This window comes from Actinoplanes sp. G11-F43 (assembly GCF_050589265.1).
GTDB lineage: Bacteria > Actinomycetota > Actinomycetes > Mycobacteriales > Micromonosporaceae > Actinoplanes.
On the sequence record NZ_JBNZCE010000029.1, the window covers coordinates 76,245 to 100,064 of the forward strand.

At 72.9% G+C, this 23,820-nt stretch carries 14 protein-coding genes and 1 pseudogene; 3 read left to right on the top strand and 12 right to left on the bottom strand.

Features of this window, described 5'->3' with window-relative positions; translation table 11 throughout:
- Window positions 1-14 precede the first annotated feature (14 nt).
- From ACQ0O7_RS32165 to ACQ0O7_RS32185, 5 genes are all read right to left on the bottom strand, one after another.
- Window positions 15-5,129 (bottom strand): diguanylate cyclase, encoded by a 5,115-nt coding sequence (locus ACQ0O7_RS32165; protein ID WP_430787648.1) that lies wholly within the window; start codon window positions 5,127-5,129, stop codon window positions 15-17.
- Between the two features lie 7 nt (window positions 5,130-5,136).
- Entirely contained in the window at window positions 5,137-7,425 is a 2,289-nt protein-coding gene (locus tag ACQ0O7_RS32170) for a putative bifunctional diguanylate cyclase/phosphodiesterase (protein WP_430787650.1), read from the bottom strand.
- 50 nt (window positions 7,426-7,475) lie between these two features.
- Window positions 7,476-8,189: an MBL fold metallo-hydrolase gene (locus ACQ0O7_RS32175; RefSeq protein WP_430787652.1), complete on the bottom strand. Its 714-nt coding sequence runs from the start codon at window positions 8,187-8,189 to the stop codon at window positions 7,476-7,478.
- Complete coding sequence (locus tag ACQ0O7_RS32180) at window positions 8,186-11,032, bottom strand: AAA family ATPase (protein ID WP_430787654.1); 2,847 nt, start codon at window positions 11,030-11,032, stop codon at window positions 8,186-8,188. The genes ACQ0O7_RS32175 and ACQ0O7_RS32180 overlap by 4 nt, the downstream gene beginning before the upstream one ends.
- Window positions 11,033-11,120: 88 nt before the next feature.
- Window positions 11,121-11,879: a M15 family metallopeptidase gene (locus ACQ0O7_RS32185; RefSeq protein WP_430787656.1), complete on the bottom strand. Its 759-nt coding sequence runs from the start codon at window positions 11,877-11,879 to the stop codon at window positions 11,121-11,123.
- Window positions 11,880-12,152: 273 nt separating this feature from the next.
- On the opposite strand from ACQ0O7_RS32185, the gene ACQ0O7_RS32190 reads away from it, so the two are divergent.
- Entirely contained in the window at window positions 12,153-13,127 is a 975-nt protein-coding gene (locus ACQ0O7_RS32190; protein ID WP_430787658.1) for a phosphotransferase family protein, read from the top strand.
- Here the strand turns inward: ACQ0O7_RS32190 and ACQ0O7_RS32195 are convergent.
- The 7 genes and pseudogenes from ACQ0O7_RS32195 to ACQ0O7_RS32225 all read right to left on the bottom strand — a co-directional run bounded on the left by ACQ0O7_RS32195 (window position 13,032) and on the right by ACQ0O7_RS32225 (window position 20,071).
- Window positions 13,032-13,937, bottom strand: a complete 906-nt coding sequence (locus ACQ0O7_RS32195) for a hypothetical protein (protein ID WP_430787872.1) — start codon at window positions 13,935-13,937, stop codon at window positions 13,032-13,034. The genes ACQ0O7_RS32190 and ACQ0O7_RS32195 overlap by 96 nt on opposite strands.
- Window positions 13,938-14,291: 354 nt before the next feature.
- Window positions 14,292-14,570 (bottom strand): annotated as a pseudogene (locus ACQ0O7_RS32200) (sigma factor); the annotation flags it as partial.
- A gap of 95 nt (window positions 14,571-14,665) precedes the next feature.
- Window positions 14,666-15,847 (bottom strand): AI-2E family transporter, encoded by a 1,182-nt coding sequence (locus ACQ0O7_RS32205; RefSeq protein WP_430787660.1) that lies wholly within the window; start codon window positions 15,845-15,847, stop codon window positions 14,666-14,668.
- Between the two features lie 66 nt (window positions 15,848-15,913).
- Window positions 15,914-17,110, bottom strand: coding sequence for a polysaccharide biosynthesis protein (locus ACQ0O7_RS32210; RefSeq protein WP_430787662.1), 1,197 nt, complete (start codon window positions 17,108-17,110; stop codon window positions 15,914-15,916).
- Window positions 17,074-18,096, bottom strand: coding sequence for an NAD-dependent epimerase/dehydratase family protein (locus tag ACQ0O7_RS32215; protein ID WP_430787664.1), 1,023 nt, complete (start codon window positions 18,094-18,096; stop codon window positions 17,074-17,076). Before ACQ0O7_RS32215 ends, ACQ0O7_RS32210 begins: the two co-directional genes overlap by 37 nt.
- Window positions 18,093-18,869 (bottom strand): glycosyltransferase family 2 protein, encoded by a 777-nt coding sequence (locus ACQ0O7_RS32220; RefSeq protein ID WP_430787666.1) that lies wholly within the window; start codon window positions 18,867-18,869, stop codon window positions 18,093-18,095. The genes ACQ0O7_RS32215 and ACQ0O7_RS32220 overlap by 4 nt, the downstream gene beginning before the upstream one ends.
- The gene (locus ACQ0O7_RS32225; RefSeq protein ID WP_430787668.1) at window positions 18,866-20,071 is read right to left on the bottom strand and encodes a nucleotide sugar dehydrogenase; all 1,206 of its coding nucleotides are present in this window, start codon (window positions 20,069-20,071) and stop codon (window positions 18,866-18,868) included. The genes ACQ0O7_RS32220 and ACQ0O7_RS32225 overlap by 4 nt, the downstream gene beginning before the upstream one ends.
- 216 nt (window positions 20,072-20,287) lie before the next feature.
- Between ACQ0O7_RS32225 and ACQ0O7_RS32230 the strand changes: the two genes are divergently transcribed.
- Complete coding sequence (locus ACQ0O7_RS32230) at window positions 20,288-22,138, top strand: hypothetical protein (RefSeq protein ID WP_430787670.1); 1,851 nt, start codon at window positions 20,288-20,290, stop codon at window positions 22,136-22,138.
- A 2-nt stretch (window positions 22,139-22,140) separates the two neighbouring features.
- Window positions 22,141-23,817: a hypothetical protein gene (locus ACQ0O7_RS32235; RefSeq protein WP_430787672.1), complete on the top strand. Its 1,677-nt coding sequence runs from the start codon at window positions 22,141-22,143 to the stop codon at window positions 23,815-23,817.
- Window positions 23,818-23,820 lie beyond the last annotated feature (3 nt).

Below are 23,820 nucleotides of genomic sequence, written 5' to 3' on the forward strand. Positions count from 1 at the left end.
CCACCCGGTCCAGGTCAGTCGCTCATCACCCGGTTACGGCCGGACTCCTTGGCCCGGTAGAGGGCGTGGTCGGCGCGGGCCAGCAGGTCGTCCAGGGACGTGTCGGCCGGCAGCAGCCCGGTCAGGCCCACGCTGATCGTCACCGGCAGCGGCCCGGCGGCGGTCGGCACCGGCTCGTCGGAGACCGCCAGGCGGATGCGTTCGGCCAGTTCGGCGGCGTTCCCGTCGTGGTCGGGCAGGACCGCGGCGAACTCCTCACCGCCGTACCGGCCGAGGACGTCGGAGTGCCGCAGCCGCCCCCGGATCCGGGCGGCCACGGTGCGGATCACCTCGTCACCGACCCCATGGCCGTACGCATCGTTGATGCTCTTGAACTTGTCGATGTCCAGCATCACCGCCGCGAGCTGACGGCCGTTGCGGGACGCCGCCTGCACCAGCGCCCCGGCGATCGCGTAGAAATGCCGGCGGTTGTGCTGGCCGGTCAGTTCGTCGGTGGTGGCCAGCTCCTGGACCCGGCTGAACAGGCGCGCGTTCTGGTAGGCCGCCATTCCCTGGGTGGCCAGTGCCGCAGCCACCTGCCGGCTGGTGTCGTCCAGTGCCGCCCCACCGATCAGCACCGCTCCCACCGGGCCGTCGTGACCGGTCAGCGGCACGAGCAGCGCGGTGGGCGCACCGGCGAGCAGCCTCCCCCGTACCCCGATCGCGGTCGTCAGTTCCGGGGTGTCGCCCACGGTGACCGGCACGAACGACCCGGCACCGTCGGGTGGCGCCGTGCCGACCGTGGCCAGCACCTCCCCGTTGACGCCGAGCAGACAGCCGGCGTCGGCGCCGAGCGCGGTCCGCAGCGACTCGCACAGATGCCGGAGCAGCCGGTCCGGTTCCAGGATGGCGCTCAACTCGGCCAGGCTGGCCCGCAGCGTCTCGGCCAGTTCCTGCTGCCGCCGGGCGGCCTCCACCGCCGAGTGCAGCCGGGCGGCCCGCGCGGTCTCCAGGGAGACGGCGACATGGCTGCTCACCGCGGTCAGCACGGCCACGTCGTCGTCGGTGAAGATGCCCCGGGCCAGCCGGCTGTCCAGGTAGACCACCGCGACCAGCCGGCCCTTGAACTGGACCGGCGCGATCAGGACGCTGCGCAGGCCGTGCAGCACGGCGCTGCGGGAGCCGAGCGCGGCGGCCTGGTCGGTGCCGGAGACGACGAGTGGCTCCCCGGACGCGGCGACCCGCTGGACCAGGCTGGCGCCGTAGCCGGGGGTGTCCGCGAGGTCCCCGTCGGCGTCGCGCCCGGCGTACCGGACCGGCTCGCCGTTCTCGTCGACCAGGAAGAACAGGGCCCGCTCGGCGCCCAGGATGCGCAGCAGTTCGTCGAGCGCCACACTGGCCAGCTGCTGCGGGTCCAGGATGGTGGCGGCCGCCGTTCCGACCTGCTGCAACGCTTCCAGGTGCCGGTTGCGGCCGGTGGCCGGGCGGCGTTCCGCGACGGTCCGGCGATGCGTTCCGGCGCCCTCGTCGACACCGAATTCGGTACGGGTCTGCCGCCGCCGCTGCTCCCACCCGTGGAACGCGGCCAGCCCGAACGCGAACCGCGCCTGCCGGTCCGCCTCGTTGACCAGCCCGAGTGCCCGCATGGCCCGGGCCCGGATCCGGAACACCTCGTACTGGATGAACGGCGCGTCCATCCGCCGCAGCCGGCGTTCCGCCTCGTCGGCGACCTTGATACACCGCCGCGGATCCCCGGCGGCCAGGTGCAGCGACGCCCGGGTGGTCAGGTGCACCGCCCGCAGCAGCGGGGTGCCGCCGACCCGGCCGAGCGCGCGTACCGACCGGGCGGCGACGGCCAGCCGGGCCGGCCGTTCGGCGTCCGGCGCGTACCGGAACTGGATCAGCCGGGCGTGCGCCTGATAGACGTAGAACCACCGGTGCTGCGGCATCAGATCCTGGGCCCGCAACCCCAGCTCGTGGAACTCGGCGAAGATCTTCTCCAGGTCCGGGCCGACGTCACCCTGCTCCACCGACAGGCAGGCGGCGGCGGTCAGGATGGTGGCCCGCTGCACCGGGGTGCCGGTGCCCGGCGGGAAGGCGGCGCGCAGCCGGCGCAGGGCGGCCGCGGCGTCCCCGAAACGGCTCTGCCCGGCCGGGATCATCACGCTGAGCATGCCGAGCGAGGTGCCCAGGGCGAGTTCCGGGTCGGCGAGCCGGCGGATGCCCCGCTCGTATTCGCGGGCCGCCTCGTCGACGTAACCGCGCAGCAGATAGCGCAATCCGAGGGTGGAGTAGCCGGGGATCAGCTGGGCGGGCACGTACCAGCGCACGTTGCGGGTGATGGTCCGTTCCCAGACGCTGCCGTCGTCGGCGCCGCTGAACAGCAGGGCACAGCCGCGCAGCCACTCCACATAGGCGCCCAGGCCCGGATCACCCAGCCCGGCGGCCACCGCGGCGGCCCGGGCCAGGCAGCGCTCGCTGGTGCCGCGCAGCCGGATCATCGCGGTCACGTAGCCGATCAGGCTGTACACCCGGACGTACTCGGGGCAGGGGCCGAGCCGGTTGACCGCGTACAGCGCCCGCATCGAGAGCATCCCGGCCTCCCGCGGGCGCAGGCCGACCGCGGCGGCGTAGCCACCGGCGTCGAGGACGGCGGCGAGCGCGGCGTGGGCCTCCCGGTCCCGGCCGGACGAGGTTCCGAACCCGATTGTGGTACGCCGGACCAGCCCACCCGCGAACGCGATGCACAGCGTCGTCAGCAGGGCGAACAGCCCGGTCGGCAGCGGCCGGCGCAGCTCCGACAGGGCCTGCCGGGTGGTGTCCAGGGCCCGGCCGTCGTCCCAGGCGGTGTGGTGCAGCTCGATCCGGGTGGTGAGCAGCCGGGCCCGGGCGGTCCGGTCGGTCTCGGCGGCCAGCGCCCGGTCCAGGACGGCGTGCGCGTCGTCCATCCGCCCGGCTGCCAGGTGGGCGCGGGCCAGCGCGTGCAGCAGGTCGACGGCGGGCGCCGGATCGCCGTCGACGGCGTCGGTCAGGTAGTCGATGGCCTCGGCGGGCGCCTGGTCGGCGAGCGCCTGCCGGCCGGCGATCGCGGCGCTGCGCCTGCGGTCGGCGGCCGGTGCGGCGTCCCCGGCCCGGCGGTGGTGGCGGGCCACCGCGTACGGATGGCCCTCGTCCCGCAGGTCCTCCGGCAGTCGTTGCAGCGCCCGGGCCAGATCGGCGTGCAGCCGGCGCAGCTCGTCGCCGCCGATCCGGTCCAGCAGCACGTCACGCAACTGCGGGTGGACGAACGCGTACCAGCCGCCCGGCCGGGCCTCCAGCACCCGCCGGTCGGTGGCGGCGGTGAGCGCCGCGAGCACCCGGCCGGACCCGCTGTCGTCCAGCCGGGTCAGCGTCTCCGGCCGGAACCGGACGCCGGCCGCAGCGGCCACGGTCAGGCAGTCCAGCGTGCTCTCCGGCAGCCCGGTGAGCCGGGTGGCGATCATCTCGCGCAGGCCCTCGGCCGGGGGCAGCGCGTCCGCACCGGCCACGTCCAGCGACCAGGTGCCCCACTGCGGGCTGAGCAGCCCGGCGTCCAGCAACCGCAACAGGTGACTGACCACCGCGAGCGGGGTGCCGTCGGTGCGGGCGGTGACGTGCCGGACCAGTTCGACAGGCACTTCGGCGCCGGGCAGCCGGGAGGCGATCACCTCGGCGACGGCCGGAGCCGGCAGCGGCACGCAGGACACCTCCAGGGTGCCGATGCCGTCCATCCCGGCGGCCGGGTCGTCGTCGCCGTCGGGCGCGGTGAGCAGCACCAGGATCGGCAGGGAGGGCAGGTCGGCGGCGAGCCGGCCGAGCAGCTGGCGGGTGCCGGAGTCCAGGTGCTGGGCGTCGTCGACGACCAGCAGCAGCCCGCCGGAGAGCCCGGCCAGCTCACCGAGGAACGCGGTGCCGGCGCCGAGCACGTGCTCCGGGGAGGGCCCGGCCGCGGCGCCGAGGAGCCGGTCCAGCAGGGCCGGGCCGGCGACGGCGGACGCGTCGGCGATCTGCTTCTCGACCACCGCCCGGCGGGCCGGTGGCAGCCGGCGGACCCCGGCCCGCCACGACCCGACCGCCTCCCGCAGCACCGCGAGGGGGGACGCCTCGTCGGGCCGGCCGGTCGCCCACAGCACCGGCAGCCCGGCCCCGGACGCCTCGGCGGCGATCTCGGCGGCCAGCCGGGTCCGCCCCGACCCGGCCGCGCCCCGGATCACCGCGACCCCGCCCTGACCGGCGCGGGCCCGCTCCCAGCGGCGGCCGAGCCGGCCGGCCTCGGTGGCCCGCCCGCGCAGCGGCCAGCCGGAGACGGCCGGCTGGGCGGCGGCCTCCCCGCCCGGGCAGTGCCGCAGGTCGTCGAGGAGCGCGGCGGCGTCCGGATAGCGGTCGTCGGGGTCCTTGGCGAGCAGCCGGTACACCACCGCGGCCAGCGCCGGGCCGGTGTCCGGGCGCAGCGCCACCAGGTCCGGCACCGGGGCGGCCAGGTGCAGGCGGAGCAGTTCGCCGACGTCGTCGGACTCGAACGGCAGCCGCCCGGTCAGGCACTCGAACAGCACCACCCCGAGCGAGTACAGGTCGGAGCGGCCGTCCACCGGGCGTTTCAGCATGCCGGACTGCTCCGGCGAGGAGTAGAGGAACGTACCGGCCGCCTGATCGGCGTCGCCCCGTTCGGCACCGATCTGGGCCAGCCCGAAATCGATCAGTTTGGCCGGCTGCCCGGGACCGACCATGATGTTGCCGGGCTTGATGTCCCGGTGCACCAGGCCGAGCCGGTGCGCGGCGGCCAGCCCCCGGGCCAGCCGGGCGGCCATGCCGACCAGCCACTCCTGGGCCGGCGGGCCGCCGCCGAGCTGGTCGGCCAGCGAACCGCCGGGCAGATGCTCCAGCACCAGGGCGGGCACCCCGTCCAGGTCGCCGACCGCGTGCACCCGCACCACGGCCGGGTCGTCGACACAGGCCAGCAGCGCGGCCTCCCGGGCGAAGGCGGTGCGGATCTCCGGATACGCGGAGGCGTCGGCGAGCGGGCGCTTCACCGCGTACCACCGGTCACCGCGCCGGGCCTCGTGCACCATCGTGAACGCGCCACGGCCGATCTCCCCGGCCAGAACCAGCCCGCTCAGCCCGGTATCCGTCACTTCATACTCATTCGGCCGGAACCGGAATCTCCTGAACATCCGCGTCGGAGAGCAGCTCGGTCAGATTTCCCGCCGGGATCGGGCGGGCGAAGTGATACCCCTGCCCGCGCTCACACCCCAGGCCCCGCAGCAGGTCGGCGTGGTGCGCGGTCTCCACCCCCTCGGCGACCGTGGTCAGGCCCAGCCCGGAGGCCAGGTCGACGATTGCCCGGACCAGAGCCGCCTGCTGGGTGTCGGCGTCGTCGGCCGGCATGAACGAGCGATCGATCTTGAGGACGTCGATCGGCAGGTCCCGCAGATACGCCAGCGACGAGTACCCGGTGCCGAAGTCGTCGATCGCCACCCGGACCCCCTCGGCCCGCAACGCGGACAGGTGCGTCAGCGCCTGCTGGGCCTCGATCCCGGCCCGGACCAGCACCCCCTCGGTGATCTCCAGGGTGAGCGCGCCCGGCGGCAGCCCGCCGTCCCGCAGCGCGGCCAGCGCCTTGACGGTGAAGTGCGGGTCGACCAGCTGGCGGGGCGACACGTTGACGGTCAGTGTGGTACCCCACCGACGGTGCCAGACCGCGGCGTCCGCGCAGGCCTGCCGCAGCACCCACTCGCCGAGCGTCACGATCAGCCCGCTGTCCTCGGCCGCCGGGATGAACCGGTCCGGCCCGATCGGCGACTGCCCCGGCGGCACCCAGCGGACCAGCGCCTCCACCGCCACCGGCCGGGCGTCGTCAAGCGTCACGATCGGCTGATAGTGCACCGCGAACTCGCCGGACTCCACCGCCACCCGCAGCCGCTCCAACAGCCGGACCCGTTCGGCCTGCTCCCGGCGCAGCGCGACGTCGAAGACGGTGAACTGGTCCTTGCCGGCCGCCTTCGCCGCGTACAACGACAGGTCGGCGTCACTGAACACCTGCACCGGATCGGCGGTCCGGCCGAACACCCGCACCCCGGCACTCGCGGTCACCCGCACCGTGTGCCCGGCCGCCGCGACCGGCTCGCGCAGCACGGCCAGCAGCGACTCGGCGAGAGCGGCCGCCTGGTCCGGGCCGGCGCCCGGCAGCAGCAGCGCGAACTCGTCCCCACCCAGCCGGGCCACCACCTCCCCGGCGGCGAGCAGCCCGCGCAACCGGCCGGCGACCACCACCAGCAGGGCGTCCCCGACCGGATGCCCGAGCGTCTCGTTGATCTCCTTGAACCCGTCCAGATCCACCGCGATCAGCGCCCCGGCCCCGGTCCCGGCCAGCCGCTCCTCCAGCGCCACCCGGTTCGGCAGGCCGGTCACCGCGTCCCGGCGGGCCTGCCGGGACAGCTCCTCGTGAGCCGCCCGCAACTGCGCGGCCCGGCGCCCGGCCAGGCCACCGGCGTGGATCAGCCGCAACACCAGCAACAGGGCGGTGCACGCGGTGGTGGTCAACGGCAGGATCAGGTCCACCCGGTCCAGGCCGGCCGGTTCCCGCCCGGTGAACAGCAGCCAGACCGCCGCCACCGGGCCGAGCAGCACCAGCGCCACCCCGGCCGCCACGTTCAGCCGCCCCCGCCCGGCGCCACGGCGCGCCGGCCGGGCCGGTCCCGCCGTGTCCGGAAGCCACGCGGCCACCGCGATCAGCAGGAACGCCAGCAGCCAGCCGGTGGCACTCCACCCCGGCCCGGCCCACGAACCGCCGGACGCGGTCGAGACGAAATAGATCACGTCGGCCACGGTCAGCACCGACACCGCGGCCAGCAGGGCCCGGTCCGGCCCGGTCAGCGTCCGCCGCACCGCCACCATCCGGGTCACCGCCGCCAGGACCAGCAGATCCAGCACCGGGTACGCCAGCACACTCACCGCACCCGGCCAGGCGCCACCGTCGTTCACGAACGGGTCGTAGAGCAGCACCCAGCCCAGCACCGTCCCGGTACACACCATGATCCCGGCCTCGGTCATGCCCGCCCAGCCGACCCGGCCACGCCCCTCCGGCATCGCCAGCAGACCGGCCGCCAGCAGCGGGTACATGCTCAGATAGACCACGTCGACCACGGTCAGGTGATCCGGCACCAGCATCCCGGCGGCCAGCCCGGCACCCCACAGCGCGTTCGCGACCGCGCCGCACAGCATCGCCGCACCCAGCGGCCACCACGCCCAGTGCCGGGCCCGCGGGTACCGGCGCAGGCCACCCCGCACCGCCACCAGCGCGGTCGAGGCCACCACGACGTACGCCACCTGGCGCGCCGTCGCCGACAACAGCGGCGCGACCAGGGCCAGCAGCACACCGGCGGCCAGCAGCAGACGCCGGCCGCGATTCCCGTCCACCGAGGAGATCACCCGGTAACGATCACTCCGGCCGGGTGCGCGACGGTTGCCGGCCAGGATCCTTACAGTGATGCGGCAAGTTTCCGCAGGGCGTCCCGGGCGCCGGTGGTCAGCGGCTCCCCATGACCGGGAAGGATCGCCCGCACGTCCAGCGCGGCCATCTTCCTCACCGACTGCGCGGCCTGCGTCTCGTCCGCGGTGTACTGCGGGGCCGAACCCTCCAGCCCGTTCTGATTGCGCAGCGCGTCGCCGGTCACCAGCACCCCGGTGGCCGGCTCGAAGATCGAGACGTGGCCGGGCGTGTGGCCGGGCGTCCCGATGATCCGCAGCCCGAACACCTCGTCACCGTCCTTGACCGCCCGCAATCCGCGCCCGCCACCCGGATCGCCGATCGCGGTCACATCGGCCTCACCCGCGTACAGCGTGGCGGCGGTCAACGGCACCATCTCGGCCAGCCCGCCGGCGTGATCCTGGTGCTGGTGGGTGAGGATCACGTGCTTGACCGCGGACCAGCCCAGACCGGCCGCCCTCAGCCCGTCCTCCACCGAGGCGGCCGACCCCGGGGTGCCGGTGTCGACCACGGCCACCTCACCGCCGCGCACCAGCAGATAGACCGACACGAAGTCCAGATTCACCCGCTGCCAGTCGCCGGTCACCGCGTTCGGGTTCGCTTGTTCCTCCTTCTTCGCCGGCGTTCGCGTGCACCCGGACATCGTGTTGAGGACGGTCACCCCGAGCACACCGGAACCCGCGGTGAGCAGCAGTCGTCGTTTCATCCCTCATCCATAGCGCGTTCCAGCACCGCCGGCAGCTGACGGCGCGACGTCACCGACAGCTTCCGGAACACCTTTCGCAAATGGTGGTCGACGGTGTTCGCACTGAGGTAGAGCTGAGCCGCGATCTCCCCGTTGGTGGCACCGCCCGCGGCCAGGCTCGCGATCGTCAGCTCCTGCGCGGTCAGCCCGGTCGGCGGCGGCCGCCCACCGGCCGCCGCCAGCTCACGCTCCGCCCGCGTCGTGTAGTGGTGGCCGGCCCCCGTCACCCCGAAGATCCGCAGCGCGGCCCGCAGATGCTCCCGCGCGTCCCGTCGCCGCCGCCCCCGCCGCAGCCACTCGCCGTAAAGCAGGTGGGCCCGCCCCAGATCGATCCCGGCGCCGTCTCCCGAATCGGTCCCGGTGCCGTCTCCCGAATCGGTCCCGGTGCCGTCGAGCAGCTGGATCGCCCGCTGGTAGAGGGGCTCCGCGCTACCCGGCCCGGCCAGCAGCGCCCGGGTGCGGGCCTGCACCCCCAGCGCCCACCCGGTCCCGGCGGCGGCGGTCCGGGCGGTCAGGGTGTCCAGGGCGCGGGCCGCGGTCAGCCGGTCCCCACTGCGCACCGAGGCCTCCACCAGATCCGGCAGCATCCGCGAATACACGCCGAACCGGTCAGCTTCCGCGATCGCCATGCCGAGGGTTCGGGCCCGCGCGTAGTCCCCACGCCCCAGCGCCACGACCATCGGCGTCTCCCCGGCCGGCTCGGCGGCGACCGCATCGGGAACCCGCCGCCGGAGGGCCCGCTCCAGCCCGGCATCCCACAAAAGCACACTCAGCGTGACCGCGGTCAGGTGATGCCGCGCCACCACGTCGTCCGGCGTCCGCGGATCCACCAGAGTCTCCACCGCCCGCCGGATCTGCGGAACGGCCGCCACCACCCCGTCCTCCACGAGCGTCACGAACGCCCGGAGCTGCTGATCGACCACACTCGCACGGTCGCCCCCGGTATCGTTCCCGCCTTCGCCCCCGGTGCCGCCGCGATCCTCGCCTCCGGCGTTCATGCCGTTTTGTCGCTTTGTCGTGACGACGATCCGGCTCCGCACGGCCGCCGCGATCTGCGCCGCCCCCACACTGTCCGCCGCGCCGCCTTCTTTCGCCGTGCTGCTTTCTCTTGCCGCGCCGCTTTCTTTCGCCGGGCCCGCTCCTTTCGCCGGGCCCGCTCCTTTCGCCGGGTCAGCGCCGCGCACCGTGTGTTCCACGGCTACCAGCAGGATCTCCCGCGCCAGGTCCGCCGCGTTCTCACCGAAGGCGACGGCAGCGGCGAGACAGAGCGACACCCCTTGCGAGTACGCCCCCTCACCTCCCTGCATCACCAAAGCCCCCGCCCGAACCACCAGCGCCCGCCCGCGAAGAATGCCGGCCCTCGCCTCCTCGCTGCCCAGGTCTGGTCTTTCGCCGGCCGCGCCGGTTCGTTCTCCGGCCGTGCCGGGTATCGCTGCCGCGGCGTTGTCGGCCAGCCACAACGCCTGCCGCGGCGAGCCGGCACGCAGAGCGGCCTCGGCGGCGTCCAGCATCCGGTGGGCCCGGACGACGTCGTCGCGGGTGAGTTCCGCGGCCCGGGCCAGCACCGACATCCGGGCCGGATACCCGCGCCGGGCAGCCGCCTCCGCAACGGTCCGAATCAGATCAGCGGCCACATCCTCGTCCGGCTCCAGGCATGCCGCGGCCCGATGCCAGGCCCGCAGATCGGCATACCCGTCCCGGGCCGCCGCCTCGTCTTCGGCGGCTGTGGCCGCGACCTCACCCTCCGCTGCTGTAGCCGTCGCTGCGCCGTCCGCGGTCCGGACCGTCGCCTCGTTTTCCGGGGCTCGGGCTGTCGCCTCGGCCAGTGCGGTGTGGGCCGCGCGCCGCTGGCCGCCGGTGGCGCCGTGATAGAGCGCCGACCGGATCAGTGGATCGGTGAACCGGGCCGGGGCGCCGGCCGTCAGCAGGCCCGCCGCCACCGCCGGAGCCGCGTCGTCCACGGTGACTCCGGCCAGTGTTGCGGCTGCCTCTACCAGGGGCTGTTCCGGTTCGGCGGCGGCCAGCAACAGCCAGGTCCGGGTGGCTTCCGGGAGTTCCCGCGCCCGCCGCAGATGAACCCCCTCCAGCCGGCTGCCGGCCGGAATCGGATCGGGCAGCGACCGGGCCCCGGCCAGCTGGTCCGGTGGTAGTTCCCGCCCGAGGTCGACGAGTGCCCGCGGGTTGCCGCCGGTGCCGGCCACGATGCGCGCCGCCACCGTCTGATCCAGGGTTCCGGGGACCACCGTCCGCAGCAGGGCGACACCGTCCGTCACGCCGAGCCCGCCGACCTCCAGGACCTCCCGTACTCCGATCCCCGCCGGTGGTCCGAGGGCGCCGCCACGGTGGGCGAAGATGACACCGGCGGTGACCGTCGCGCAATGGACGAGCACAGCCAGTGACTCCACGTCGATCCACTGAGCGTCATCGGCGAAGCAGAGCAGTGGCTCGTCCCGGAAGACCCGGCCGAGCAGTCCCGCCGCGGCGCCGGCGACCCGGTGCTGATCGGATCCGCCGGCCGAGCCCCAGGCGGTCTCCAGGATCAGCCGCTGTCCGGGGGTGCCGTCCCGGACATGCCGGACCAGCAGGCGATGCAGCCCGGCGTAGGGGAATCCGGCTTCGGACTCCACTCCCGGCAGCCGAACCACCCGAACCCCGGTGAGCCGGTTCAGCATCTGCTCGACCAGGGCGGTCTTGCCCACGCCGGGATCACCGGTGACGACCAGTGCCGCACCGGCCCCGATCCGGAGCGCCGCGGCGAACTCCCGAAGTCTCCGGCGCTCCCCGTCCCGCCCCAGCAGCCCCATGACATCACGAACGGTAAGCACCGAGTCGCCGCCGCCCGCAGGCTCACAGTGCACCCTTTCCGGCCCACAGCGCACACCCGCGTGCCGGTCAGCGGCCGGTCGTACTGAAATGCATGTAGTCCTTCAAGGTGGTCCAGCGTCCGCCCCAGGTGAAGCCCTCCCGGGTGAAGGCGGGCACCGCCCCGGCCGCGTGCAGCATGCCCGGGTGGTGGTTGGTGCGCGGGATCCACTTCGCGCTGTTCGGCGGGTCCAGGTAGGTTCCCCGGATCATCGGGTTCTGCCGTGGGTTGATGTCGATCGCCCGGCCGTACGCGTGCTGCGACCACCGTTTCGTCCCGGCCACGTAGCGGCACTCGTACCCCAGGGTCAGCACGGTCTTGTCGGGAACGACAGCGGGCGGCATCGCCATGATCGGGAAACGCCAGCGGTAGAGGGTGGCGAACGCGCGCTGCGTCCGTGCCACCAGCGTCCGGTGCATGATCACATGGCCGTCGTGGGCGCGGCTGTCGAAGCCCAGGTAGCGGACCTCGATCCGGCGCAGTTCACGGGCGGGGAGCGGGCACCGTCTGGCCGGGTCGCCGTTGGCCTCGGCCGGGGTCACCGTCGTCACCCGGGTACGCCAGCGCGGCAGTGGCGTGGGCGGCGGGGTCAACCGGAGCAGGCCGTCGATCCGTAGTGGGGCCGGACCGTTCCAGGCGCGCAGATCGGCGGTTCGGAGACGGTGCCGAACGGCCACTGACGACAGTGTGTCGCCGGGGCGGATCACGTGCACGGCGGCCGGAGCCGGGGGCGCCGAGGGTGCCGGGGTCAGGATGGCGCAGCTCAGGGCCGCCAGGAGGGTCCGCACAGGAATCCATCCTGGGGTACCGGCCCCCGGCCCGCTCGCGATTCGAGTGCTGTGGATCACTGGTTCCGGGGTGCGGAGCCCGCAGTGGAGGGTCACGATCGGCGGCTCAGCCGGGCGTCGACGGCCGGGGACGATCGGGCACGGCGAGAAACGGGTAAGGACTCGTTCGCTGGCTCAGTGGCCGTACGAGAATAAGAGGAACGTCCGTTCCGGATCTCGGCGGCCTACGGTATGCGGCGGACAGGGGTCGACTTCGATGATCGGTGGATTGACGTGAGCCATGCACAGGAACTCGCCCGGACCATCGCCACCACCGCCCTCGGCCGTGACCCCGGCCCGCTGACCGCCGTCGAAAGCCGTTCACACCAGGTGTTCCTCGCCGCCGACGTGGTCGTCAAAGTGATCGATCCCGGACAGCACACCCGGCTGGACCGGGAGATCGCACTGGTGCCGCATCTGCCGGCCGGGCTGACCGCGCCCCTGCTGTCCAGCGGGGTCGGCGACGACGGGAGCCGCTACGCGTCGTACGCCCGGGTGCCGGGTGTCAGCCCCGGAATGGACCTGCCCGGCGTCGACGTCGAGACCGCGTGCTCGCTGGCCGCGCAGGCGGTGCGGCGTCTGGGCGTACTCCATAGTTGGGTTCCCGGTCCGGAAGCCGAGCGGATCCTGCGGGACCCCCTGGACCACGGCGGTTTCATCAACCGGGCCGGGCTGTTCGCACTGATCGAGGGCATCTCCGCGGTTCTCACCGACGATGTGGTGGCCGGCCTGTCCCGGATCGCCGAGGGCGCGCCGATGCACGCCGGCGAGGCGGTCCCGGTGCACGCCGACAGCCACTGGGGCAACTGGCTCGCCGCCGACGGCACGGTGACCGCCCTGCTCGACTTCGAATGGGCCCGCTACGGCGATCCACTCGACGACTGGTTCTTCGTGATCTCCTCCAGCGGCCGGCACCGGGAGGCGGTCCTGGACGTGGTGGCCAGAGAGACCGGAACCCCACCAGACCTCCTGCGGTACGAGTGCGAAGTCCGGCACGCCACCCACCTGGCCTCCGACATCCAGCTGGCCGTGGCCGCCGGCACCCCACCGCCGTGGCTGACCGAACTGTCGGAAGTGGTGGTCGACCGCTGGTGGTGGCACGCGGATCGGCCCTCAGGCCAGGGGGAGAGCGAGGGTGGCGGCGACGGCGGGAACGGCGGCCAGCCAGTCCAGCCCCAGCCGGGTGTCACCGCTGAGCGTCACCGATAGCGCATTCGGGTCCCGTCGCCCCGCCGCCAGCCGCCCGAAATCGACGACGTCCAGAACGACCGTCACCGCCGGATCCGGAACGGACGCGGCCACCGGTTCCGTGCCGGTGGCGGGTGGCGGGGCGATCTGCCGGGCGCCGTCCCCTCCGGGGAGAAGCGGGACCATCCAGATGCCGCCGCCCGGACCGGTCAGTTCGGCGCGCACCCACCGCTCCTCGTCGGGGTCGGCGACCCGGGCGGCGGTGACCAGCGGAAGGATCCGTATCGCCAGGTCAGCCATCGGATGCAGGTGCTCCGGAAGCGGCGTCACGGTAGGCCGGTAGATGACAGTGGCGATGTCCTCCCGGTGAATCCACGTCTCGAAGGCCCGAGCGGCCAGCGCGTCCTGGATCGGCGTGCCGTTCACCGACCGGCCGGGCGTGCCCGGAAGGGACGCGCACAGGCGCTCGGCATGCGCCCACCAGACCCGGCGGATCGCTTCCGGTTCCCCGTCCCGGTCGTCCCCGTTCTGGTCGTCCCCGTTCTGGTCGTCCCCGTTCTGGTCGTCCCCGTTCTGGTCGTCCCCGTTCTGGTCGTCCCCGTTCTGGTCGTCCTCGATCTGGCGGTCCTCGATCCGGCGGTCCTCGATCTGGCCGTCCCGGAGCTGGTCGTTCAGGCCGCGGGACGAGGCGGACGCGGGGTTGGGTGCGGCGAGAGCCGCCGCCACTTCGGCGTCCGCGGTGGCGAGGTGGCGCAGCAGGTCGTGGATGCTCCGCTCGCGGCCCCAGCGCGCGCCGTCCAAATCGCTGAGCAGCAGGTCGAGTGCCGCCACCTGGGCGACATACGGCTCGGCCCATCGGGGCGCGGCCGGTGCGGGCCGCCGATGAAGCGTTGCGCCTGAGGAAGGGGAGGCCGGCAGCGGTGTGGCCGGTGGCGGTGCCCCTGAGGAAGGTGTGGCCGGTAGTGGTGCGGCCGGGGGAGGTGGGGCTGGCGGCGGTGTGGTTGAGGGAGGTGTGGCCGGCTGTGGTGCGGCCGGGGAAGGTGTGGCCGGTAGTGGTGCGGCCGGGGAAGGTGTGGCCGGCTGTGGTGCGGCCGGGGGAGGTGGGGCTGGCGGCGGTGTGGTTGAGGGATGGGAGTCTGGCGGCGGTGTGGCCGGGGGAGGGGGTGGCGGGTGCCGGAGGGCGCCGACGGCTCGCCGATGGGCGAGCCGGGTGATCCAGTCGGCCAGTGGGCCGTCGGCCGGGTCGAAGGCGAGCGGGTTCCGCCACAAGGTGGAAAGAACGTTCTGTGCGATGGCGTCGGCAGCCGTCGCGTCGCGAGTGACGCGCAGGGCCACCCGCTGCGCCCGCGTGTGGAATCGTTCGGTCACTTCGGAGAATGCGGCCTCGTCGCCGAAGACCAGCCGGTCACGCAGCCGGATGTCGTCGGTGACGAGGTCGCTCGGTGGTCGGACCACGGCGCTCACCCCATCGGGTCCCGTCCCGGAGAGCCTCTGGGTCCTGTCCCGGAGAGCGGGGCAGAACCCAGAGCCACCCTAACATCGGTGAGCGTCGATAAAGATCAGGCTGGAGCCGGGGAGCTGGGCGAGTCGGGCGCGGACGGCGGCGAGGGGGAGGTGGGCATCGGGTCCGGGGTGGGGTCCGGCCGTGGGTCCGGCTCGACGGTGGGTGGGGGCGGCGGCGCGTCGGTGAGCTGTTCGCGCAGGTAGATCCAGAACACCGCGACCATCGCCGCGACCGGCACGGCCAGCAGGGCGCCGACGATGCCGTACAGGCTGCTGCCCAGGGTGACCGCCAGCAGCACCACACCGGCGTGCAGGCCCAGGCTCCGGCTCTGCAGCATGGGCTGGAAGACGTTGCCCTCCAGTTGCTGGACCAGGACGATGATGGCGAGCACGATCAGCGCGTCGACCCAGCCGTCGGTGACGAAGGTGATGATCACGGCGACGAAGCCGGCGAACAGGGCGCCGACGATCGGCACGAACGCGGTGACGAAGGTGAGCACGGCGAGCGGCAGCCACAGGTCGACGCCCAGCACCGCCAGACCGATACCGATCAGGACCGCGTCGAGCAGGCCGACGATGGCCTGAGACCTGACGAACGAGCCGAGGGCCTCCCAGCTGCGCCCGGCCACGATCGGCACGTCCGCGGAGAGACGGCCCGGCAGCTGACGGGCCAGCCAGGGCAGGAACCGCGGGCCGTCCTTGAGGAAGAAGAACATCAGGAACAGCGCCAGTACGGTGTTCAGCAGGCCGTTGAAGAACGAGCCGACCCCGGTGAGCGTGGCCGACGCGATGCTGCCGACACTCTCCTGAAGCTTGGCGACCCCGGTGTTCAGGTATTCGTTGACCTCGGCGTCGCTGATGTTGAACGGTGGGCCGTTCAGCCAGTCCCGCAGCTGCCCGATCCCGGCGACCACCTGGTCGGCGAGTTCCCCGGACTTGGCGCCGACCGGCACCGCGATGCCCACGATGGTGCCGATCGCGATCACCAGGAAGAGGAGCGTCACCAGGGCGGCGGCCAGTGCCGGTGGCCACTTGTGTTTGCGCAGGAACCGCACCGGCGGCCAGGTCAGGGTGGTGAGGAGCAGGGCGATGACGACCGGCCAGATCACCGACCACGCCTGCCCGAGGAGGTGGAAGGCCACCCATGTCATCAGCAGGACCAGCAACAGCTGCAGCGAGATGCTCGCCGTCGTCCGCAGCGTGTTCCTGGTCTTGCGGGAGTTAAGACCCGTGCTCATGTGATCACCCTAGAGAAGTGGGGCACGGGACCGCGCGCTGAGACGCGCGTTCACGCCGGATTCGATTCAGGATCGCCGCAGTACGGAGACCGTGGTGGCGGCCAGGACCAGGAGCGCGGTGCCGGTCGCCGACCACATGATCGCCGGGAAGGTGTGCGGGATCAGGGTGGCGACCGCGAGCAGCACCCCGGTCCCCGCCCACAACGGCGCCGACGGCCACCTCGCTCCCGCCGCGACCTGGGCGTTCACCAGCACATAGACCAGCGCGTAGAGGGCGCCGGTGGCCGCGAACACCCAGGCGTACCGACCTAGATGGACGTAGTCCGGGCCGCCGGCCGCCTGGAACGCCAGCCCGCCGGCCAGCGCCGACGCCGTCACCAGGACCGCCCCGGAGGCGGTGACCAGGCCGGCGGCGAGCAGCAGCGCCCGCCGGCTGCGGTGCGCGAGCCGGGGCAGGACCAGCACGGTCACCACCTGGGGCGCCCACATCGCGCCTTTGGTGAGGACGGTGCCGACCGAGTACGCCCCGGATTCGGCGGCCGGCAGCAGCACCCGGGCGATCAGCAGGTCGGCGTAGGAGACCACCAGCATGGCCAGTGCCGCCGAGCAGGCGGTGAGCACCTGCCGGACGGTGATGCCCGGTCCGGCCGGGGTGCCGGCCCGGTGCAGGACGGCCAGGGCGGCCGGGACCAGCAGGGTGGTGACGGTGCCGATCAGCATCGAGCCGGTCACTCCGGCGCCGAGGAGCAGGCCGGCGCTGAGCCCGCCGTACCGCCCGGCGGCCTGGATGGCCATGCCGGCGGCGAGCGGCAGGAACCGTTCGTCGCCCTGGAGTTCGCCGAGCCACCGTCCGGACAGCACGATCGCGCCGGTGTAGACGGCCAGCAGCAGGAGAACCGTGGCGGGCAGGTCGAACAGCGGCCCGGCGAACGGGGCGAGCGCCGCGACCACGGCGGTGCAGGCGGCGGCGGTGAGCCGGGCGGCCCGCCCGGCGGTGGCGCCCGGCCGTTTCGCCCGGTGCACGGCCACCGCGATCTGCAGGCCCATCGCGGGCATCGCCACGATCCCGGCGATGGCCAGCACGGTGGCCAGGGCGCCCAGGTCGGCGGCGGTCAGGGTGCGGGCGCCGAGGACCGGGACCAGGTAGCCGAAGGCGCTGGCGACCACACTGGCCACGGCGACCGCGGCGGCTCCGATCCCGACCTGGCGGGCGGCCGGCGGTCCGGTTACAGCCGGCCCTCCGCGACCGCCTGCTCGATCCACGGGATCACCTCGTCGAGCATGGTGTCGAGGCTGGTGCCGGCGGTGAAGCCGAGCACGTCGCGGGCTTTGGTGACGTCCGGGACGCGCATCGCGACGTCGTGCGCGAACGGCTCGTCACTGACGTACCGGAAAGGGGTCTCCGGGCCTTTGATCTTGCGCCAGATCAGCTCGGCCAGCTGGAGGACCGTGGTGGACTCGGCGGTCGACAGGTTGAAGTCGTCGTTGACCGCCGACTCGTGTTCGATCGCGGTGGCGATGCCGCGGGCCAGGTCGCCGCCGTAGGTGTAGTGCCGCACCTGTTCGCCGGAGCCGAGCACGTGCAGCGGGTCCTGGCCTTTGAGCACCTTCTGCACCAGGTCCGGGACGACGTGCGACATGGCCAGTTTGACGTTGCCGGACATCACCTCGGCGGAGCCCAGCGCCCGGCCCTCACCGATGCCGACGCAGTTGAACGGGCGGACGATCGTGTACGGCAGCTTGTACTGGTCCCAGGCGGCGCGGGCGTAGTACTCGACGGCGAGCTTCTGGAACCCGTACGACGACTTGGGTGGTGGCACCTGATGCTGGTCGCCCTCTTTACTGGGCCAGCGGTCGGTGGATTCGAAGACCATCGACGACGACACGTAGGTGACCTTCTTCAGGGTCCCGTCCCGGTGTGCCGCGATCGCCGCGTCGCAGGAGGCCGCCATGATCCGCTCGTTGGTGGCGAGCAGGTCGTAGGCGTACGCGTGGAAGTAGGAGATGCCGCCGATCATCGCGGCGCCGGCGACGAAGTGGTCGCAGCCGTCCAGCAGCGCGGTGACCAGGTCGGCGTCCCGGGCGTCACCTTGGGTGAACGAGTAGTTCGGGTGGCTGTCGTAGCTGTGCGACACCGGCCCGTACTTGGAGAAGTCGTCCAGCCCGACGACCTGGTGTCCCCGCCCGAGCAACTCCTCCACCAGGTAGCCGCCGATGAAGCCGGCAGAGCCGGTGACCAGGACCTTCATGCGGGGGTGTCCTCTTTCTGCCGGGCCGGTTGTGGCCTCTTCGTCGCCCAGCGGGCGGTCATCTGCTCGTCGGTCATGCGCCGGCCGAACGCGAAAAAATACCAGCGCAGGTAGCTCGGCAGGAACCGTCCCACGTCGAAGTGCGACTCCCCGAGCTGGCGGTCCAGCCAGATCGTCGGGATCTCCGCGACCGGCCGGCGCAGCCGGGTCGCCTTCGCGGTCAGCTCGATGCCGATCTCGAAACCGGTGTTGGACTCGATGCCCACCTCCCGGACGAAATCGGTGTCGTACGCCTTGAAACTGTTGGTGGCGTCCCGGGTGCCGACCCGGGCGAAGTGCTTGAGCGTCTTGCCGGCCCACCGGGACGCGATCCGTTTGAACCGCGGGCCGCCGACCTGCTGACCGCCGGGCATGTAGCGGGACGCCGCCGCGACCACCACCCCGCGATCCACGAGCCGGGCCAGGTCGTCGATCTGCCGCGGGTCGTCGCAGCCGTCGGCCATGGTCACCACGGCCACCGGGGCGCGGGCCGCGTCGATGCCGAACCGGATGGCGTTGGCCGGCCCGCGGCCGTACGTGTTGAGCACCGCCCGCACCCGTGGATCACTGCGCCGCAGCTCTTCGACGTGCGGCACGGTGGTGTCCTCCGGCATGTCGTGCACGACCAGTATCTCGGCCGGCAGCAGCACCTCGCGCAGGATCCGTTCCAGGTGGCGGACCACCTCCGGCCCCTCGTTGTAGACCGGGATGACCACCGAGACCCGTGGTGTCACACCCGCACCCCCTGCCCGGTCAGGCCCCACATGTCGATCAGCGGCTGGTCGGTGCGCAGCTCGGCGTACTCCGGATGCGGCGCGGCGATGACCAGCAGATCGGCCCGCTCCAGCACCTCGCCGAGCGGCCGGAAGCGGTCGTCCCGGACGTACGGATCGGTGCAGAGTGTCTCTTTCGCCTTCAAGGTCAAAATCTTGCGGAGTTTGTACGCGAGACTGTCCCGTGAGTCGTCGCTGCCACCCTTGAACGCCATGCCGAGGATGCCGACGGTCAGCTCACCCAGGTCGAACCGGTCCTCCAGCCGCGACACCAGATAGAGCGGCAGCCCCTCGTTGATCAGCATCGCCGAGTGGCCGAGCACGAAGTTGTTCCGGTTGAACGCGGCCAGCTGCATGGTGTCCTTGAGCAGGCACGGCCCGGCGGCGAACCCGGGCATCGGCAGGTCGGCCGCGCGTGGGTAGTCGTGGGCGACCGCGTGCCGGATCCGGGCGAAGTCCAGCCCGAAGTCGTTGGCCATCATCCAGAACTGGTTGGCCGCGGCGAACTTCAGATAGCGCCACGTGTTGGTGTAGAGCTTGGCCAGTTCGGCCTCCTCGGGTTCGAGGAGCACGATCGAGTCGGTCAGCCGGCGGAACAGCTTCTCGGCACGATCAAGGGCTTGCGGGGTACGCCCGGAGACGATCTGCGGCAGCGTGAACAGCTCGGTCATCGCCTTGCCCTCGGCGATCCGTTCCGGGCAGAACGCCACGTCGACGTCGAGGCCGTGACTCTTCAGCAGCTTCTCGGTCAGTGCCGTCACTCCGGGGTAGACGGTGCTGCGCAGCACGATCAACTGCCCGTCGTGCAGGAACTCGACACAGCGCTCGATGGCCCGCGGCACCGCACCCAGATCCGGGTTGAGGTGCTCGTCGACCGGGGTGCCGACCACCACGACCAGGGCCTCGGCCCGCCCGACGGTCTCCGGCGCGGTGCTCGCCCGCAGCCGCCCGGCACTCAGCGCCTCGGTCAGCGGGCCGGCCGCGCCCGGCTCGTCGAACGGCAGGACCCCGGCGTTGACCCGGTCCACCGCGGCCTGGTCGATGTCGTAGAGCAGCACGGTCAGACCCCGCGAGGCGAGCGCGATGCCCAGCGGCAGGCCCACGCGGCCACATCCGCCGACCACGCACACGTCCACGCCGGTGGTTTCCGGGGAATCGGTCATCACGCCTCGCAAATCGCCTCGATGCCGCTCTGTGACGGCGTTGTGTCGGCTGGGTGTCGGCTCGTGCAGGTTACTGGTGAGGAAACTTCGGGTCTAGTGGCTGCTTGACCGAGCCAACCGCGGGGCTACTGGCGCGTAGCTGAGACGCTATGGTTCGTCACCATGGCAGGTGAGCCGCCCACCACCGGGCGCCCGCGAGAGGCTGCGGATAAATCGATGAGCACCAGCACCACTCAGCCGGAGACCCCGGTCGCGACGGCTCCACGACTCGATCCGGTGGGCGCGGTGGCGGCCGTGCTGATCGTCGCGAGTGTCCTCTGGCGGGCCTCGGTCACCGGCCGCGGCTACCTCACCGCGGACGACTTCGCGATCATCGCCCAGGCCGACGAGTACGGGCTGAGCGGTCTGTTCACCCTCTACAACAACCACTTCATGCCGGCCGGCCGGCTGGTCACCTATCTGGTCGACCGGTTCACCGATTACGAGTACTGGCCGTACGCCGCGCTGATGATCCTCGGCCAGCTGGCCGTCAGCATCGCCTTCTGGCGCCTGCTGCGGCTGATGCTGCCGTCCGGCTGGGGGCAGCTGGTGCCGCTGGCGCTGTTCCTGTTCGCCCCGATGACGCTGGAGATCAGCGCGTGGTGGGCGGTCGGCGTCAACATGCTGCCGATGCAGCTGGCCATGGTGATCGCGATGGGCGCCCAGGTGAAATACGTGTTCACCGGCGACCGCAGGCACCTGGTCTCGCTCGCCGCAGCGGTCCTGGTGGGACTGCTCTTCTTCGAGAAGTCGCTGCTCATCGTGCCGATGGTCTTCCTGGCGACGCTTTTCCTGTACGCCCCGGGCGGCCCGGTCCGCGCCGTGGTCACCACGATCAAGCGCTGGTGGCCGGCCTGGGCGATGCTGACCGTGATCTCGCTGCTGTTCATCGGCGCCTACCTGGGCACCGCCACCGGATCGTCGGCCCGGGTGCCCCGGTCGGCGGCCGAGATCGGTGACTTCCTCACCCAGTTCTACGGCTCGTCGCTGGCCTCCGGCCTGATCGGCGGCCCGTGGAGCTGGCTGGACGCCAAGGACGGCCCGGCGGTCGCCGCGCCGTCGGTCCAGGCGCAGTGGATCTCCTGGGCGGTGATCGCCCTGGTCGTCGCGCTCACCGTGGCGTTGCGCCGGGCCACGGCGGTGCGGGCCTGGTCGCTGATGGTGGTCTTCGCCGGGCTGGCCGCCGGGCTGATCGCCACCACCCGTCTGGGCTCGGAGATGAGCGGCGTGGCCGGCCTGGTCCCGCGCTACCTCGGTGACGTCCTGCTGGTCGCGGCGCTCTGCGTCGGCGTCGCGGTGTGCGGGCTGCGCCGGCCCGGGGACGCGCCGGAACCGGCCGCCGATCCGCTGCCCGCGCCGGTGCGCCGGTTCCCGCAGCAGTTCGCCGTCGGGCTCGGCGTGTGCCTGGTGCTGCTGGTCGCCAACAGCGTCTGGAGCAGCCGCGACTGGGCCGCCGACTGGTCGTCCAAGGCGGCCCGCGACTACATCCGCAACACCCAGGCCGAGCTGGCCGCCGCCGAGCCGGGCACGGTGTTCATGGACCAGCCGGTGCCGGACCTGGTGATGTCCGCGGTCATCTACCCGTGGAACATGCAGTCGAACTTCTTCAAGCCGCTGAAGCACGGCCCGGTGTTCGTGACCGAGTCCGACAAGCTGTCGGTCATCGACGACTCCGGCCGGATCCGCCCGGCCTGGGTGAAGGGGATCCGGTCGAAGCCCGGCCCGCTGCCCGGCTGCGGATACCAGGTCAAGGGCGGCCGCACGGTGACGGTCCCGCTCGACGGAGAACTGGTCGACTACTGGCACACTCTGCGGATCGGCTACCTCAGCGACCGGGAGACCACCGCGTACATCAAGGTGGGGCACCGCCCGGCGATGGCGTTCGACGTCCACCGTGGCCTGAACGCCATGTTCATGCTCCGGATGGTCGACGGTGACGAGGTCGAGCTGACCGTCGAGGATCCGAAGGCCAGCTTCTGCACCGACGAGATCGAGATCGGCGAGCTGGTGCCCCAGCCGGTGGGCTGACCGTGCGCGGCGGGCTCGTCCTGCACGGGGTGGCGGGGGCGGTGACTGCCGTGGTGCTGGCGCCGCTCGCCCTTCCCGGCTACGTGCTGCGGTACGACATGACCTTCGTCCCCCGGCAGCCGCTGAACTGGGAGATGATCGCCCCGGCCGGCGCCCTGCCCCGGGCGGTGCCGATGGACGCCGTGGTGTCGCTGCTGAGTCTGGCGGTGCCCGGCTGGCTGGTGCAGCGGATCGCCCTCGTCGCGATCGTCTACCTGGCCGCGCTCGGTGCGGCCCGGCTGCTGCCCACCGAGCGGCCGGCGCCCCGGATCGTGGCCGCGCTGGCCTACGCGTGGACACCGTTTCTGGCCGAGCGGCTGCTGATCGGACAGTGGGCGCTGCTGCTGGCGTACGGCTGCCTGCCCTGGCTGGTGATCGCCGCCCGGGACCTGCGGGACTCCCGGCGTGGCGCCCTGCCCCGGCTGGTGCTGGCCGCCGCCCCGGCCGCGCTGACCCCGACCGGTGGCCTGATCGCCCTGGTCACGGTCGCGGTGCTGCTCCCGATACGCCGGCGGGTGACCGCGGTGGCGCTGGCCGCGCTCACCGTCCTGAACGCGCCCTGGCTGGTGGCGGCGCTGGCCAATCCGGCCGGGGGCGGATCGGATCCGGCCGGGGTGGCCCAGTTCGCCGCGCGGGCCGAGAACTGGGCCGGGGCCTGGGTGGCACTGGCCGGGACCGGCGGGATCTGGAACGGTCAGACGGTGCCGGCCAGCCGGGCGTCGGTGCTGGTCCCGCTGGTCACCCTGCTGGTGCTGGTGGTGGCCGCGACCGGTCTGCCGGTGCTGCGGCGGCGGATGCCGGACGCGGCCGGGCGGTTGTTCGTGCTGGCCGCCGGCGGGTTCCTGCTGGCCGGGGCCGGGGCGTCACCGCTGGCCGGGCCGCTGGAGTGGGCTGTCGTGCACGTCCCGGGCGCCGGGTTGCTGCGCGACGGGCAGAAGTTCCTGATCCCGTACGCGCTGGTGCTGGCTCTGGGTTTCGCCCTCGGCGCGGAGCGCGCGGCGGCCTGGACGGCCCGCCGGTTCGAGGCGTCCGCGGGCCGGGTGGTGCTCGCCGGGGCCGCGCTGCTGCCGGTGGTGCTGCTGCCGGATCTGGCGTTCGGGGCGATGGGGGAGTTGCGGCCGGTGCGGTACCCGGCGGACTTCGACGTGGTGGCCGCGCGGGTGGCCGGGGCGCCGGGCGAGGTGCTGTCGCTGCCGTTCGAGGGCTATCAGCGGTACGCCTGGGCGAACGGCGTGGTGATCCGCGATCCGGCGCCCCGCTACCTGGACGCGCCGGTGATCATGAACGACGCGCTGCGGGTCGGCGCGGTGACCGTGGCCGGCGAGAACCCGCGGGCCGCCGCGGTGGCGGAGCTGCTGGCGGCCGGCCGTCCGGCGGCCGAGGCCGGCACCCGGTGGGTGCTGGTGCGCCGGGGCGGCGGCGAACCGGCCGCCCCGACGCTGACCGGACTGCGCCTGGTGTACGACGGCCCCCATCTCCAGTTGTGGGAGAACCCGGCCGCCGCCTCCAGTGTGGCCGAGGGCTCGGGGCGGACGCTGGCCCTGGGCGCCCACATATCGGCCGGTCTCGTTGTCCTCGGGGCCGTTATCGCACTACTGCTACTGGGCAGTAGATCGTGGTACGGTCCGCGCACCCATTGAATT

Excerpts from the sequence above, each read along its gene's own strand:
- ACQ0O7_RS32215 (WP_430787664.1), bottom strand. The coding sequence starts at position 18,096 with ATGAAGGTCCTGGTCACCGGCTCTGCCGGCTTCATCGGCGGCTACCTG.
- ACQ0O7_RS32175 (WP_430787652.1), bottom strand. The coding sequence starts at position 8,189 with ATGAAACGACGACTGCTGCTCACCGCGGGTTCCGGTGTGCTCGGGGTG.
- ACQ0O7_RS32180 (WP_430787654.1), bottom strand. The coding sequence starts at position 11,032 with ATGGGGCTGCTGGGGCGGGACGGGGAGCGCCGGAGACTTCGGGAGTTC.
- ACQ0O7_RS32230 (WP_430787670.1), top strand. The coding sequence starts at position 20,288 with ATGAGCACCAGCACCACTCAGCCGGAGACCCCGGTCGCGACGGCTCCA.
- ACQ0O7_RS32205 (WP_430787660.1), bottom strand. The coding sequence starts at position 15,847 with ATGAGCACGGGTCTTAACTCCCGCAAGACCAGGAACACGCTGCGGACG.
- ACQ0O7_RS32225 (WP_430787668.1), bottom strand. The coding sequence starts at position 20,071 with ATGACCGATTCCCCGGAAACCACCGGCGTGGACGTGTGCGTGGTCGGC.